Genomic DNA, 13,773 nt, shown 5'->3' with positions numbered 1-13,773 from the left:
CGAGTTCCCTTTAGAAAAGCTGCAATACAGCATCGAAAAGTTGGTTAGCTGTGCTAATGACTTTCATATTGGCATTGTGTGCGTTAGCAAACGTCATCAAGTTCGCCGCTTCTTCATTACTGTTAACCGCACTAACATTATCGCGTGCCGCGTGAGCTTGCTTGTTCATTGCGGTTTTTGCTTCATAATCTGCCGCAGCTTGGCGCGCTTTAATCGCCGTTTCACCAACCATTGCGGTAAATGCATCGTTCAAGCTCAAAGAACCAAAACCTGTAATGGCGACCGGTTTGTTGCTCAACTTAATCAAGTTATTCAGTACGTCGGCATTACCTGGCGCGCCATCACTTGAGAATGCCAATTCCTCTGCGCTGATTCCCGTAATTTTTAAGCTAGATGAAGGGTTTGCTGGGTCGTAACTGAACAAAGGTTTACCCGGATTACCTTTAAGGTCTTTACCCGTCGCAAGTACCGCGTTGTACTCGTCTGCCATCGCCTTTGCCATATCGTCTAGTGCCACTTGGTTTGGCATTAGGATTTCTGTTTGATAGTCGTTAATCGCTCCCAATTTGCCGCCGACAGATTGATCGAGACCAAAACTTTGAGAAGCAAACTCAACATTTAAATCAGCAAGATAAGGATCGGAAGGATTTGGCTTCGACGTTAGCTGGCCGTAATCAGTCCCCATCACCAAAGGCTGACCTGAAGCGAGTGTCACCTGCATGCTTCCATCAGCTTGATCCGTTGTCTTGATTTCAACGATCTGAGAGAGCTCACCAATCAAAACATCACGAGTATCCATTAGCTGAGCCGGGTTACCGCCCGTTCCCTGCATTTCGACAATCTGCTTGTTTATGTGAGCGATGTTCGCCATCAAGCTATTGGCATGATTTAACGCCGCATTACGTTGCTCACTCATGTCTTTATGCTGATTATGAAGCGACTCGGTTAACGTATTGAAGCGACGCGCTAACGCTTCTGATTCGTTGATAATTTGCTGACGGTATGGGATTGATTCTGGTTTTACTGTGGCATCATTCAAAGCTGCGTTAAGCGAATCCAAGCCCGCAGAAATACTAAAACCATCAGCGCCAAGCGTACTTTCAAGCTGGCTCATTGCGGTAGTGTAACCACTTGAGTATGACGCTAGGCTGTTTGTCGACCAAGTCTGTTTGACCAAAAACTGGTCTGTTACGCGGCGAATACTTGTGACTTCAACACCAATGCCCGGACTGAGCTTGTTGTACTTGCCATCCCCGACAGATGCCATAAGCGCTTGTTGACGGCTGTATCCTGGCGTATTGATGTTTGCCACGTTTTGTGCCGTCACTTCAAGTGCGACTTGGTTTGCGTTCAAGCCTGAAAGGCCGATATTAACAAGGTTCATTTACAGCTCCATTTTTCTGATCAGCGGCTGAGTAAACGCGGTCGTCATACCGGCTTCACCGAGCACTTGTTTAACAGAGGCGACCACTTGCTGCACGGAATTAACTACATCAGTGACTGTGGCGATATCATCACTTTCAAGTTGTGACTTGCGTTCAAGCGAAGTCACTTTTCCATCATTCGCCGAAGAGATACTGCGTGATTGGTCGAATGCTACCTCACGCATTGATGGGCTTAGCTGTTGAACCAGCATATTGGCAATGCCCGCATTTTGCTTTTTAGCAAGCTCCATTGCCAGTTGACCGTCATACATATCGCGAAACACACCTTGTTGTTGGCTAGCAAACGGACTGTCTTTGTCAGCCAACACGTCACTACTGCTGCGCATTTGACGAAGCACCATTTGCAGAAACATGGCTTCAAACTGACCTGCAACCACTTCCAAGGCACCTTCTTGATCACGGCTTCTCTTGATGTTCGCTAGCGCACTATTGTCGTGATACAACATGGAGCTCAGTTTGGCTTGATCGTTACTGGTATCTAATTTCATCTCAAACTCCTTAAATCACGACAAGCTCGGCATTCAACGCACCCGCTTCACTGAGTGCTTGCAGAATCGACATCAGATCCGTCGGTGTTGCACCTAAGCTATTCACTGCATTGACGATGGTGTTCAGCTCCGTTCCCGGCGGCCATATCACCATTTGCGCAAGCTCTTCATCAACGTTAATTTGCGTTTGATCTATGACTTTTGTATCACCACCAGCAAAGGCGTTCGGCTGGCTAACTTGCTGCGATTCCGATATACGGACAGTCAAGTTACCGTGGCTAACTGCCGCTTCGCCTACTTTGACATTTTTACCTATGACAACGGTGCCAGTACGAGAGTTGAAAACAATTCGAGCCGGTTTACGACCTTCTTCCACGCTCATCTCTTCTAGCATCGACATCATGGTTACACGCTGCTGGGTATCCATTGGTGCTCGCATTTCAACGCGCGCTTTGTTGATTGCTTTCGCTACATTTGGACCAAAGGTGTTGTTGATTTCACGGGCGATGTTTTTTGCAGTAGTGAAACTCGGTTTACGAAGGTTTAACGTGATTTCACCACGCTGGTTAAAGTCTGTTTCGATTTCTCGCTCCAACGTTGCACCGTTTGGAATACGACCTGCAGTTGGAGTGTTCACTTCTACCTTGGAACCGCTTTTGCCTTCTGCCGATAAGCCACCAACTACCACACTACCTTGGGCGATGGCATAGACTTCACCATCAATACCGCGCAGTGGTGTAAGTAATAGCGTACCGCCACGTAAGCTTTTCGCGTCACCAATTGAAGAGACCACAACGTCGAGTGTTTGACCCGGTCCCGCCATTGGATCTACCGATGCAGTAACACTCACCGATGCCACGTTACGTAGTTTCGGGTTCATGCTGTCATCAATTTGTACACCAAATTGGCGTAGCATGTTGGTAATCGATTGAGCAGTGAATTTAACTTGGTTCCGATCACCTTGACCTGCCAAGCCCACTACCAAACCGTAGCCGACCAATTGGTTTTCTCGGATGCCCTGAACATCCACCAAGTCCATGATCGGAATTTCCACTTCAGCTTGCGAAGTGGCAGGAAGTCCCAAGGTCAATGCCAATAGGAAAGAAGAAAAGAATGCGTTAATTGGCTTCATTAGAATGGTACCCATGGGCTGTTGAAGAACTGCGTCAGCCACCCAGCTGCGTTGCTGTCAGCTAATGCGCCGCGACCCGCATAGGTGATACGAGCATCTGCAATACGCTGAGAAGAAACTTGGTTGCTACGGTTGATATCATCAACACGCACGATGCCAGTTAGGCGAATAAATTCATCGCCTTGGTTAAGTCGCAACCACTTTTCACCGCTAATACGAAGCACACCATTTGGTAGCACTTCATGCACAGTAACCGTGATTGCACCCTGTAATTTGTTGCCCTGTGAACTAGAAGCGCTGCCATCAAAATTACGGCTACCGTCCACGCTTACACCCAATTCATCGATGGTTTTAGTGCCAATGGTTGGCGCAACAAAATTTACAGTGGAGCTTTTACCAAACTTAGTGCCTGCTTTTTTGCTGGATTCCGTCTCTTCCGATAGCTGCACCGTCAAGACATCACCAACACGGTAGGCACGTCGGTCTTGGAATAACGTCATGGTGTATTGGTGACGATAAAGGCTACCTGAGTTTGCTTCTGGCAAGGTGTAATCCAACACCGGCGGCGCGTATTCCTCTGCATTTGGTTCAGGCGGAATAAACTCCTGACGCCCAGCACATCCCACCAGCAACACGACGGCAACTGCCCAACTTTTCGAAAGCCATTTCATTGCTTTTTCCTTCATCATCACCAATTTCTTACCTACATTGCCTGTGCGACAAACTTCAGCATGTCATCCGCTGCAGAAACGACTTTTGCGTTCATTTCGTATGCGCGCTGAGTTGTGATCATGTCGACCATCTCTTCAACAACTTGCACGTTAGAGCCTTCTAAAGCCCCTTGCTTAATGCTGCCCGCGCCATCTTCACCTGCGATTAACTCGTCAGCTGGTCCGCTTGCTGCTGTTTCACGGAACAAGTTGCCACCCACTGCTTCTAAGCCCGCAGGGTTAATGAACTTAGCCAGAGTGATTTGCCCTAGTTGCTGCGGCGTCGGGTCATCGGCTGACGTAGTTGTTACCGTGCCATCCACACCAACAGAGAATGAAATGGCGTTATCTGGGATCTGAATTTGAGGCTCTAGTGGTAGACCTTGACTGTTCACCATCAAACCTTCTGAGTTGATATGGAACTGACCATTTCGGGTGTACATGATCTGACCGTCAGAGTTTTCGATTTGGAAAAAGCCCTGACCCATTACCGCCAAGTCGAACTCACCAGTCGTGTTTTGTGTGTTACCTTGTGTGAAGACTTTTTGCGTCCCCACGACACGAACACCAGAACCCAACTGAACACCGGTTGGTAGCTCGTTAACTTGGTCAACTTGCGCGCCTGGCTGACGCTGAATGCTGTAGAACAGGTCTTCAAACACTACTCGGTCACGCTTAAAGCCGACCGTGTTGACGTTTGCTAGGTTGTTCGAGATGGCAGTCATTTTCGTATCTTGAGCTGCCATGCCCGTTTTACTTACCCATAATGCTGAATGCATTGGTTATCTCCTTTGTGGCAGGAATTATCTAGAAGCACGATTTACGTTGAGCAAAAAGTGTTATCTCGCTGCCATCAATTTGTTTCCGGCTTGCGCCAAGGTTTCTGCGGTTTTCATCATGCGAACTTGCATCTCGAAGTTGCGCGTCAGTGACATCACGCTGAGTAGTTCATCGATGGCTGAAACGTTACTACCTTCGATATGCTCTGGTGCCAATTGCACCGTTTCATCAGCGACAAAAGGCACACCATCAACACTGTGCAGTAAGCTGTCGCTTTCTTTCTGAAGTTGGTTAATGGCAGGTTTCACCATTTTTAAAGTGCCAACTTCAACTTCTGCACCACCGCCCGGTGGGATCACAGACACGCGACCGCGCTCACTGATCTCAATCTTTTGAAAATCAGGCACGATCATTGGTCCGTTTTCACCTACAACGGGAAATCCATTGATACTCATGGCACCAAACGTATCGATTTTGATGTTACCCGCACGCGTGTAAGCCTCATTTCCAGCCGGTGTTTCTACTGTTAGGTAGCCTTCACCCATGATCGCAACGTCTAAGGGGCGTCCCGTTTTCATGATGTCGCCAGAATCAAAACGCGTCGATGCAGAGTTCGTCACCACCATGGTGCGACCATCAAAGCCCGCACCTTGCAATTCAACGCTTCGTACACGTTCCATATCCGCACGGAAACCAGCGGTGTCGGCGTTCGATAAGTTGTTAGAACGAACGTGCTGAGCCTTAAGAACTCGGCTCGCACCAGACGTTGCAGTAAATAACAAGCTATCCATGCAATACTCCCATTACACTGCGTTGAACAGAGCTTGAGTTAGCTTGTCGTTGGTTGAGATGGTTTTGGCGTTCGCTTGGTAGTTACGCTGCGCCGTCATTAGCGCGACAAGCTCACTGGTTAAGTCAACGTTAGAGCCTTCCAATGCACCCGGAGTAAGGTCACCCAGTGTACCTGTACCCGGAACGCCCATGATCGGCGCACCAGAGCTAAAGCTTTGTGTCCAAGCGGTACCGCTCACTTTCGATAGACCTTGCGTGTTAGCAAAGTCCGCAAGCACTACTTGACCTTGAAGTTGAGATTGACCATTGGTGTACGTCGCGTAAACCATGCCGTTGTCTTCCACTCTAACGCCAGCAAGTTCACCCGATGTGTAACCATTTGGATTATTGGTGCTCACGCCAAATGCAGCACCAAACTGAGTACTACCTGAAAGGCTAATATCAACGCTCATTGCGTTTGCACCCGCGGCTGGGAATGCCACATTAAATGCGCCAGCAGGAGAAGCCAGCGTACCATCGGTATTGAATTGAACGGTTTGAGCTGTTGCAGGTGTCGTAGGCGCGCCATCCACTTCTACATTCACTTGCCATTCGTTATCTGACGTTTTAGTGAAGTACTGAGTCACCGTATGGGAATTGCCTAGCGAGTCGAAAACCTTGGTGGTGTAAGAAGAGTTGAATGATTTAGGGTCCGAAGAATCAAATGGATAAACCGCTTGATCAATCTTGGTCGCACTTGCATCGAAGTTAGCAACAAATTCTAAGCTGCTTGTTGCTTTAGCACTCAGAGAAGAAGTGGATACCTTGATATCGCCGACTGAACCTGTTTGCAGGTTATTATTGTTGTCAACGCTGTAGCCTTGTAGTTTGGTTCCGTTGTTCGCGGTGACGAAATTATTCTTATCTGTGCTAAATACACCAGCACGGGTGTAGAGCATTTGACCCATAGAGTCTTTGGTCACAAAAAAACCGTTGCCGTTAATGGCTAGGTCCATTGCTCTGCCAGTACCCGTTACAGAACCGTTTTTTTCGAAGTTCTGAGAGATTGACGCCACTTCTACGCCGCCTGGCTGCATGCCGTTGTAAACCGCCGCGAATTCAGTACGACCGCCTTTGAAACCATACGTCGATGCGTTAGCAATGTTATGACTGATGGTGTTCAATTCTGTATTGGTCGCGTCCAGACCACTAAGTGCGATGTTAAAACTCATAAATAACCTCTGATTTCCTTATTTGGTTAAGCACCAAACTGAGTAATTTGATAGAAAGGAACGTTGCCAACGCCTTGAACATTGACCAGTGCTGAGCCACCTGAGCTTGGAATACGAACCTGCTCAACCGTGCCTGCCAGCAAAACTTTAGGGCTTTTCTGCCCATCTTGAACTTCCACCGCAACGGTGTACTTACCCGGTTTCAAACCGAGCTCTTCAGGATTAATGGAGAATTCCAAATCACCAGCAGCGTGCGCGCCAAGAGGCACTTTCGTTGATTGACCAAACTGGTCTTTCACCACTAGCGTTACTTGGTTAGAACCATGTTCTAGTTCTATCTTGCCGTTTTGCGCGCCTTCACCGAGTTCAAACTCATTCGATGAAACGTACACGGTTTGACCAACCAAACCAGCGGTCGAAAGCACTTGCATGTTGTCGAGTAACACCATGCTGTTTTGCATCAACTTCGACATGTTTTCGGTACTCTGCACCTGAGAAAACTGCGCAAGTTGACCAACGTACTCGGTTCCGTCTAACGGGTTTAGTGGGTCTTGGTTTTGAATTTGTGCCACCATCAACGAGATAAACTCATTTTGCAGTGAGCTGGCACTGTTCATATCTGATGGGTTGGCGGAAACACTTGCGTCACTGCCAGACTTGGTTGTTACCGGCTTATCGGAAGACAGTGGGGTGTATTGTGCGATACTCATTAGCTACCCTGCCCTAATCGAAGCAGACCTTGCTGCATGCTTTTCACATTCGCCAATACCTCGACATTGGTCTCGAAGCTGCGTGTCGCTGACATCATGTCTGCCATTTCTGACACCACATCAATATCCGGGTAGTACACGTAACCTTCATCGTTTGCCAATGGGTTATTAGGTTCGAAGCGCTTCTCTGCCTGCCCTGCATTTTTCACAACATCCACAATGCGAACTTCTGCATTTGGATAAGCACTGTTCTCTGTTGCCATTTGCGTTTTTTGATACACAGTTGCAAACACAGGTTTAAGTGCCTTGTAGGCATCATCTGGGTTGGCAGACACCGCATCGGCGTTTGCAAGGTTACTGGCTACCGTGTTCAGACGAACGGTTTGCGCCGTCATCGCTGAGCCAGTGATCGAATAGATATCAGTAAATGACATGTTTAACGTCCCTCAATCGCTTTCGCCAAGCCACTGAATTTCATGTTGAGAAACGTCAGGCTGGTTTGAAAGTCCATGTTGTTTTGTGTGAATTTGGCTTGTTCAACACCAAGTTCCACGGTGTTGCCGTCTTTGCTGTTTTGGTAAGGCACTGAATATTGCGCCTCTACCTGAAACTTCGGCACTGATTTGCTCACACTTCCCGTCGACATATTGTTCATCACGGTGGTGAAGCTCAGGTCCTTTGCCAAGTACCCTGGGGTATCAACATTTGCTAGGTTACTGGCGAGGACTTTGGTACGCTGAACGCGAAAATTAAGTGCCTCTGGATGTACACCTAACGCATTTTCGAATGTGATCGCCATGCATCTTTCCTTCAAGTCGGCTCGAATACGCCAAGAATGAAACAAGATGCGTGCCATAAAAATTACTTATAAAAATCAATGAATTACAAACAAGGAAGGAAGCCTCGCTTCCGGTTTACGGAAACCACTCAAAACAAGGGGAAAGGTCGATTTCCCCAAATTATGCTGCTTTGTGGTTTGGTTTTGAGTGCCAGTTCGATAAGTGCCGCTGCCGCTGAGAAAAACCTCACTGCGAACGAACTAAAAGTCACCGTCAGTGAACAATTTGAGCAAGAAGTCGCACAAATCGCGCGTTCACACCATTGGGGAACCTATCAGCTCGAATATCGTATTTGGGTTCCGGGCTCTGCCAATCACTTGCCCGCCTGTACGTCGCCTTTGGTCATCGCAGGACGAGATAATCGCCCACTGCCTGTTGGCAATTTGAAGCGCGCGGTCAGTTGTGAGGACATCACCTCTCCTTGGCGAATCAACGTTACAATCAAATCTGCAGTGACACTCCCTGTCCTCGTTGCGACCAGCACAATTGGGCGTAACGAAACGATCTCCGCGACTCATTTAAAATCTGAAACGCGCACGATTTCGCGCCAAGACGACTTCTACACACAAGTGAGCCAAGCGGTAGGATTGGAGACCTCTCGCCGTATTCGCGCCGGACAAATTATTGATCCTTCAAACCTAAGCTCCCCTGCTCTGGTTGAGAAAGGCAACGAGGTGATTATTGTTGCGAGCAAAGATGGATTTAGCGCCAGTACCAAAGGCGTCGCCCTAGAACAGGGAAAGAAAGGTCAGCAGATCGATGTAGAAAACATCAGCTCTGGCAAAGTGATACGAGCAGTCGTGACAGGGTTAAATCAAGTACATACTCAGTTCTGATTTTGGACTCAGGTTATCATTTTTTGATTTTTACACTCGTCAGCACAGGTGAACTTCGAGTACAAAAAATAAATATTTAATGTTCATCACACCCTAGTCGCCTATTCGATTTAGAACATGATGATTGAGGACAACAGCATGAAAATCGACAAAGTCGCGGGCGGTCATGTCCCACAAACGAAATTCCAGCAAGCAAGCAAGAAGCCTGTCGAAACCATCGCACAGAGCAAAACTAGCGAGCCAGCATTCCAAGCTAACACTGCCGCCATCGATCGCGCTCAAGCAGAAATGAAATCACTGCCAGACGTAGATATGGCAAAGGTTGAAGAGATCCGCAACGCATTAGCACGTGGTGAACTGAATCTGGATACCAAAGCACTATCCAAAGCAGTAATGCAGTTCCACACTGGTCACGAGTAACGCAGCGCACTAGGAGTCATGCATGGCAACGGCCGCATCGCAGCACATTCAACAATTTGTTCGTTCCCTAGCGGAAGACATTAAACTCTACCAGCAATTGCTAGAGCTTATTCAGCAACAAAAAACGCTGTATTTGAAGTTTGATGGGGAATCGCTTAGCGAGAACATTCAAAAGCAAACGCCAATTTTGAATCGACTTAGTCGCTCGGCGAGTGAAAGAAGTCAGTTGATGCGCTCGCTTGGACTCCCTTGCAACGAAACCAGTGTGAATCGAATTTTCAATGCTCTGCCTGCTAAAATTGGCACGCAAGCAAGAAAACAATGGGCGCTGTTGGAAACCTTGGTAAAACAATGCCAAACGGACAATCAGAGCAACGGTCAAAGCTCTGCGGCGTTCCAAGAGTTGGTCAGTCAACTCAAGCAACCTGTGCAACACACTTATGAAGAGCGTTCGTTCTAAACAATTCTCGCCTTGCCTACAGAATCTTCCTCCATCCAGGTCGATTACTGTGGGCTTTTTTGCGTTTTGGCTCACCTGCTTTTCTTCTCTCTCAATAGCCAAACCCAACGAAGAAACCATTACCCAACAATATCAAGTGCTCGCGCCCTACCAGAGCCAAATTGCCAAACGTCTCGATTCTGTTCGCCCATTGCTCGATCATATTTTCAAACAGCTTAAGCAGCAGTCGTTACCGCCCACATTCGTTTTGTTGCCCATGTTGGAATCGTCTTATAACCCTCAAGCCGTCTCACATGCGAATGCTGCGGGTCTATGGCAATTAATCCCTGCCACAGCGACACGATTTGGTTTACAAGTATCAGACACCGATGATGAACGGTTTGATACCAAAGCCAGCACTCAAGCGGCGTTGAAATACTTGGCGTTCCTGTATGAGAAGTTTGATCAAGACTTGGCACTGACTCTAGCAGCTTACAACGCGGGCGAGGGACGCGTATCAAGGGCGATGAAAAATGCGGGTAGTCGAAATTTTGATGCGCTCACTTTACCCAATGAAACACAAGAGTACGTCAACCGCTTCTACGCACTAGAGCGCTTGGTTGATGTACAACAACTTCGTACGGATTCTTTTCAGCCTTTGCTGTTATTTTCCGACCAGTCATCTATCTACACCAAACCGCTTATAGACCTTAGTCGATTACCACCTCTGGTCGAATTGTGACACCCATCACTAAAACTCGACAATGTCAGGTGTTCGTAAAAATACAAGATCCTGTACTGCCAATTTGCAAACTCGTGATCTCGATGCAAACGCGTGCATAAAAGTTAAGGTAATGTATCTCAAAGATAAGAAAGAGCAGTGGTTTGCTGATAATTCACCAATTTGTGCTTGTGTATTGAGTAGAGATGCATCACATTACGGGTGCAAATTCAGTGAAAAACAATGGTTAGACCTATTAATTATTTACACAACAAATATAAAACCGCTATTGTTTTTACAGATTGAAACAAAATACAGAATATCGAGATGACGCTTCGCTTGCGCGTCTGGAATAAGTCCGGGTTCCGGGGGGGAGCTCGGACTTTTTTATTGGCTGGAAGTTACAACTTTGATCGAAGGGTGATTACAACAACTCTTTTGCGATTAGTTGGAGCAAGAAGGTTTCGCGTTCAATGCTCATTCCTTTCTTTGGGCTTTCTGCCATCGTCTTTTCATTATGCGCAATCGCATCATGCACATTCATCCAAACTGGACGCATGCCGTTTTTCACTTCGTAATCTTCATAAGACGTTTCACCTAGCTCACGGTCAATCTTGCACGTGTAGCAGTATGACGTCATGTGCATCACATCCGCATCGTCTTTGTACCAAGGACGAAACTCTTCAAAGATACCAAATGGCTTAATGTTGTGAATGTTTTTCGCACCAGTTTCTTCTTCGAGTTCACGAACCAAACCTGCAATCACGTCTTCGCCTTCATCAATACCACCACCCGGCAGAGTGTAGTCGTGGTAACGTTCAGTGTAGAGGAGAAGAACATCTTCACCATCAAGCACAATGGCACGTGCAGCATTACGCTGAAAGATGATTTTGTCATCCAAATGTTCGATGTCTGGGTGCGTAGTTGTTTTTAAGTGTCTCATCGCAGGATCCGCTGTGAATGTTTTGCGCGCATACTACCGAAATTCATAACTATTCCCAAGTTTCAATTTGCGCAAGCCTACAACAATGCCACCCAAGATAACCTTGAGATACTTGGATATACAGACGAACAGTGAGCAAATTCTAAAATTACACAGAATTCCCTTTCAAGCGTCGTGCTTTTAACAAACATAAGACAGTATTTTTCTTAAACTCTCCTATAATCAACACACTACTCGTAATTCCCACGCGGAGATCAAGAATGAAAAAGACGGCTTTAGTAACGGCGGTGGCGGCAGCAATGGTGTTGGCAGGTTGTTCTACTTATGAAGGTGCAACTCGCTCAAACGAATACACATCAGCAGCAAACCCAGCAGCAGTATACTGCGTGCAGCAAGGTGGTGAACTAGATACAGTGACAGAAAACGGTGAACGCGTAACTTACTGTCTATTGTCTGAAAATGAGCGTGTTGAACAGTGGGAATATTACCGTAAAAACCACAAAGAAGACGCTGAGTCGTAATGGTTAACATTTACGCAATCTAAGATTGCGCAATCCACAACAAAGGAGCTTCATGCTCCTTTTTATTTTCTCTAAACATTCCAGATTTCTGACACTTAGTCCTTTATTTACCAGCCTTACCGCATAGCGACACCATATCGAACGCCGTTTTATTTCTGACATTTCTCTGACATTACTTTCCACTTGGGCAATAAAATTTCTCGCGCACATCACGAAATTTCACGTTTTTTCCACATTTTTATTGGAGCGGGTGGTCAGGATGAAAATAGATACTGTCAAACAAGTCGAATCGGCACAATCCAACCTTGTTGAAGACTCAAAAATTACTGAAGAATCAAAGCGCGTTATCTACAAAGCGATGTTGAGTGCATTGACCATCATCGCGATTAGTATTTTAGTGAACCTGAGTATTCGCGTAGATTACGTTCTACTGGGCTCAAGCTTGGGTGAAACATCCATCACTGAAACGCTACAACTGATCATGTTAGCCGTCGCTTCTTGGTCGTTCTATCGCGTTTCCAAGCAAGAAGCTCACTTATCGCACGCCGCGATCCTTATCTCTGGCTTTTTTGCGGTATTGATGATCCGCGAAATGGATTACTGGTTTGATATGATTCACCATGGCTCTTGGGTATTCCCAGCCTTAGCAGTAACAGCACTCGCATGTGCAAAAGCTTACCAAGGTGGTAAAGGTACCGTGAATCAGATGGCGGTTATACTTCAGTCGCCATACATGAAACTGCTCATTGGCTCTGTTGTTTTATTGGTGGTATTTTCTCGCTTATACGGAATGGGAAGTTTCTGGCAACACGTTATGGGTGAGCACTACGTGCGTGATGTGAAAAACATCTCTGAAGAAGGCATCGAGCTATTGTGCTACAGCCTTATTGCACTAAGCGCAGTTCGTACTCGTCGTGAACTTAAACGCCAGTAAACCTGAGTTTCATTCCGATACACTCGCTTCTGGGTCAAGGCGTTGATTTAACGCCGTGAGTATCGGATGAAACACAGCCAACGCTTGTTGCGCTGCAAAAACTGAATCATCAAAGGCCGTCATTTCGATGGCCTTTTTCATCTCTGCGATTTGGTTTTTAACGTCTTGTGTTAAAGGCAAAGTTTGGAGTTTTTCTATTGCTTTTAAAGCTATCGCTAATGGTTTCGCTTGTACTTGAGCCAAGTCTCGCTTAAATGCCTTGTTTTTCACCCCTTCCAAATAAACACGATAAGTCGTCAGTTCATCAAATAAAAGAAACGCATCTGCCTGAGTGCCTGAGTTTGGATATGGCACACTGATATGCTCAGCGATATCTAGTGAAACAGTGAGCTCTATTCCCATGTCTGCACAACGCGATTTCAATACTCGTAATAAGCCTTGTTCATCCATCAAGGTCTGGATCTCAATAATGCGCTCTAAATGGTAGTCATTGGAAAGCAGTATGACTTCGATAGCTTGTCCCATTGGACATAACCCACTTTTCAGTAGCTCTTTTGCCGCATTTTGCATGTTCTGCACGGTATTCAGGGAACGACTCTCGATGATGACTTGCTGATCAGGAAAGTCGATTCCCCTAACCTTGGCTAGCTGACCAAAATACTGATACATCGCATCCGCTTCAGAGATCGTTTGACCTTGAGTGACCCCTCCACAAAAAACCAATGCCGTCGACTCAAAATCCCATTGGTTTAAAACGGAAACTAAAGCTTCTACACGTGAGCGCCCTTCAGCACTGAGCTGATCATGCACCAAACGCTTACCTAGAATGATCACTACCTTGTTTAACTTCAT

General features: G+C 46.6%; 18 protein-coding genes. 6 read left to right on the top strand and 12 right to left on the bottom strand.

The window, feature by feature from the left end:
• Nucleotides 1-10: 10 nt before the first annotated feature.
• The 10 genes from flgK to flgB are packed head-to-tail and all read right to left on the bottom strand — an operon-like array spanning nucleotide 11 to nucleotide 8,067.
• Nucleotides 11-1,384: a flagellar hook-associated protein FlgK gene (gene flgK, locus ABMY42_RS00670; protein WP_272760303.1), complete on the bottom strand. Its 1,374-nt coding sequence runs from the start codon at nucleotides 1,382-1,384 to the stop codon at nucleotides 11-13.
• A complete protein-coding gene (locus tag ABMY42_RS00665) occupies nucleotides 1,385-1,933 on the bottom strand; it encodes a rod-binding protein (protein WP_349265851.1) in 549 nt (182 codons plus the stop codon).
• Between the two features lie 10 nt (nucleotides 1,934-1,943).
• Entirely contained in the window at nucleotides 1,944-3,065 is a 1,122-nt protein-coding gene (locus ABMY42_RS00660) for a flagellar basal body P-ring protein FlgI (RefSeq protein ID WP_049538211.1), read from the bottom strand.
• Nucleotides 3,065-3,736, bottom strand: a complete 672-nt coding sequence (gene flgH / locus ABMY42_RS00655) for a flagellar basal body L-ring protein FlgH (RefSeq protein WP_009696916.1) — start codon at nucleotides 3,734-3,736, stop codon at nucleotides 3,065-3,067. The genes ABMY42_RS00660 and flgH overlap by 1 nt, the downstream gene beginning before the upstream one ends.
• 32 nt (nucleotides 3,737-3,768) lie before the next feature.
• The gene (gene flgG / locus ABMY42_RS00650; protein WP_005445374.1) at nucleotides 3,769-4,554 is read right to left on the bottom strand and encodes a flagellar basal-body rod protein FlgG; all 786 of its coding nucleotides are present in this window, start codon (nucleotides 4,552-4,554) and stop codon (nucleotides 3,769-3,771) included.
• A gap of 60 nt (nucleotides 4,555-4,614) precedes the next feature.
• The gene (flgF, locus tag ABMY42_RS00645) at nucleotides 4,615-5,346 is read right to left on the bottom strand and encodes a flagellar basal-body rod protein FlgF (protein ID WP_029789141.1); all 732 of its coding nucleotides are present in this window, start codon (nucleotides 5,344-5,346) and stop codon (nucleotides 4,615-4,617) included.
• A 12-nt stretch (nucleotides 5,347-5,358) separates the two neighbouring features.
• A complete protein-coding gene (gene flgE / locus ABMY42_RS00640; protein ID WP_349265850.1) occupies nucleotides 5,359-6,558 on the bottom strand; it encodes a flagellar hook protein FlgE in 1,200 nt (399 codons plus the stop codon).
• Nucleotides 6,559-6,584: 26 nt separating this feature from the next.
• Nucleotides 6,585-7,268: a flagellar hook assembly protein FlgD gene (gene flgD / locus ABMY42_RS00635; RefSeq protein ID WP_005445377.1), complete on the bottom strand. Its 684-nt coding sequence runs from the start codon at nucleotides 7,266-7,268 to the stop codon at nucleotides 6,585-6,587.
• Nucleotides 7,268-7,702, bottom strand: coding sequence for a flagellar basal body rod protein FlgC (flgC, locus tag ABMY42_RS00630; protein WP_005445378.1), 435 nt, complete (start codon nucleotides 7,700-7,702; stop codon nucleotides 7,268-7,270). The genes flgD and flgC overlap by 1 nt, the downstream gene beginning before the upstream one ends.
• 2 nt (nucleotides 7,703-7,704) lie before the next feature.
• Nucleotides 7,705-8,067 (bottom strand): flagellar basal body rod protein FlgB, encoded by a 363-nt coding sequence (flgB, locus tag ABMY42_RS00625; protein ID WP_005445380.1) that lies wholly within the window; start codon nucleotides 8,065-8,067, stop codon nucleotides 7,705-7,707.
• A gap of 78 nt (nucleotides 8,068-8,145) precedes the next feature.
• Between flgB and flgA the strand changes: the two genes are divergently transcribed.
• From flgA to ABMY42_RS00605, 4 genes are all read left to right on the top strand, one after another.
• Nucleotides 8,146-8,943, top strand: a complete 798-nt coding sequence (gene flgA / locus ABMY42_RS00620) for a flagellar basal body P-ring formation chaperone FlgA (protein ID WP_199450370.1) — start codon at nucleotides 8,146-8,148, stop codon at nucleotides 8,941-8,943.
• A 138-nt stretch (nucleotides 8,944-9,081) separates the two neighbouring features.
• Nucleotides 9,082-9,363 (top strand): flagellar biosynthesis anti-sigma factor FlgM, encoded by a 282-nt coding sequence (gene flgM / locus ABMY42_RS00615; protein WP_026000156.1) that lies wholly within the window; start codon nucleotides 9,082-9,084, stop codon nucleotides 9,361-9,363.
• 22 nt (nucleotides 9,364-9,385) lie between these two features.
• The gene (flgN, locus tag ABMY42_RS00610) at nucleotides 9,386-9,823 is read left to right on the top strand and encodes a flagellar export chaperone FlgN (protein WP_005445383.1); all 438 of its coding nucleotides are present in this window, start codon (nucleotides 9,386-9,388) and stop codon (nucleotides 9,821-9,823) included.
• 43 nt (nucleotides 9,824-9,866) lie between these two features.
• A complete protein-coding gene (locus ABMY42_RS00605) occupies nucleotides 9,867-10,544 on the top strand; it encodes a lytic transglycosylase domain-containing protein (protein WP_033002550.1) in 678 nt (225 codons plus the stop codon).
• 403 nt (nucleotides 10,545-10,947) lie between these two features.
• Here the strand turns inward: ABMY42_RS00605 and ABMY42_RS00600 are convergent, their stop codons facing one another.
• Nucleotides 10,948-11,466: an NUDIX hydrolase gene (locus tag ABMY42_RS00600; RefSeq protein WP_005445385.1), complete on the bottom strand. Its 519-nt coding sequence runs from the start codon at nucleotides 11,464-11,466 to the stop codon at nucleotides 10,948-10,950.
• Nucleotides 11,467-11,726: 260 nt separating this feature from the next.
• On the opposite strand from ABMY42_RS00600, the gene ABMY42_RS00595 reads away from it, so the two are divergent.
• Together ABMY42_RS00595 and ABMY42_RS00590 are read left to right on the top strand one after the other, a co-directional pair.
• A complete protein-coding gene (locus ABMY42_RS00595; protein WP_005445386.1) occupies nucleotides 11,727-11,987 on the top strand; it encodes a DUF333 domain-containing protein in 261 nt (86 codons plus the stop codon).
• Nucleotides 11,988-12,246: 259 nt separating this feature from the next.
• Nucleotides 12,247-12,921, top strand: a complete 675-nt coding sequence (locus ABMY42_RS00590; protein WP_009696910.1) for a hypothetical protein — start codon at nucleotides 12,247-12,249, stop codon at nucleotides 12,919-12,921.
• A gap of 9 nt (nucleotides 12,922-12,930) precedes the next feature.
• Here ABMY42_RS00590 and ABMY42_RS00585 read toward each other — a convergent pair whose 3' ends face one another.
• A complete protein-coding gene (locus ABMY42_RS00585; RefSeq protein ID WP_045487010.1) occupies nucleotides 12,931-13,773 on the bottom strand; it encodes a YdcF family protein in 843 nt (280 codons plus the stop codon).

Origin of the sequence: Vibrio sp. SSH13-20 (genome assembly GCF_040104475.1) — a bacterium.
GTDB classification, from domain to species: Bacteria; Pseudomonadota; Gammaproteobacteria; order Enterobacterales; family Vibrionaceae; genus Vibrio; species Vibrio harveyi.
The sequence above is the reverse complement of the archived record's forward strand: the minus strand, read 5'-3'. Positions and strand labels throughout refer to the sequence as shown.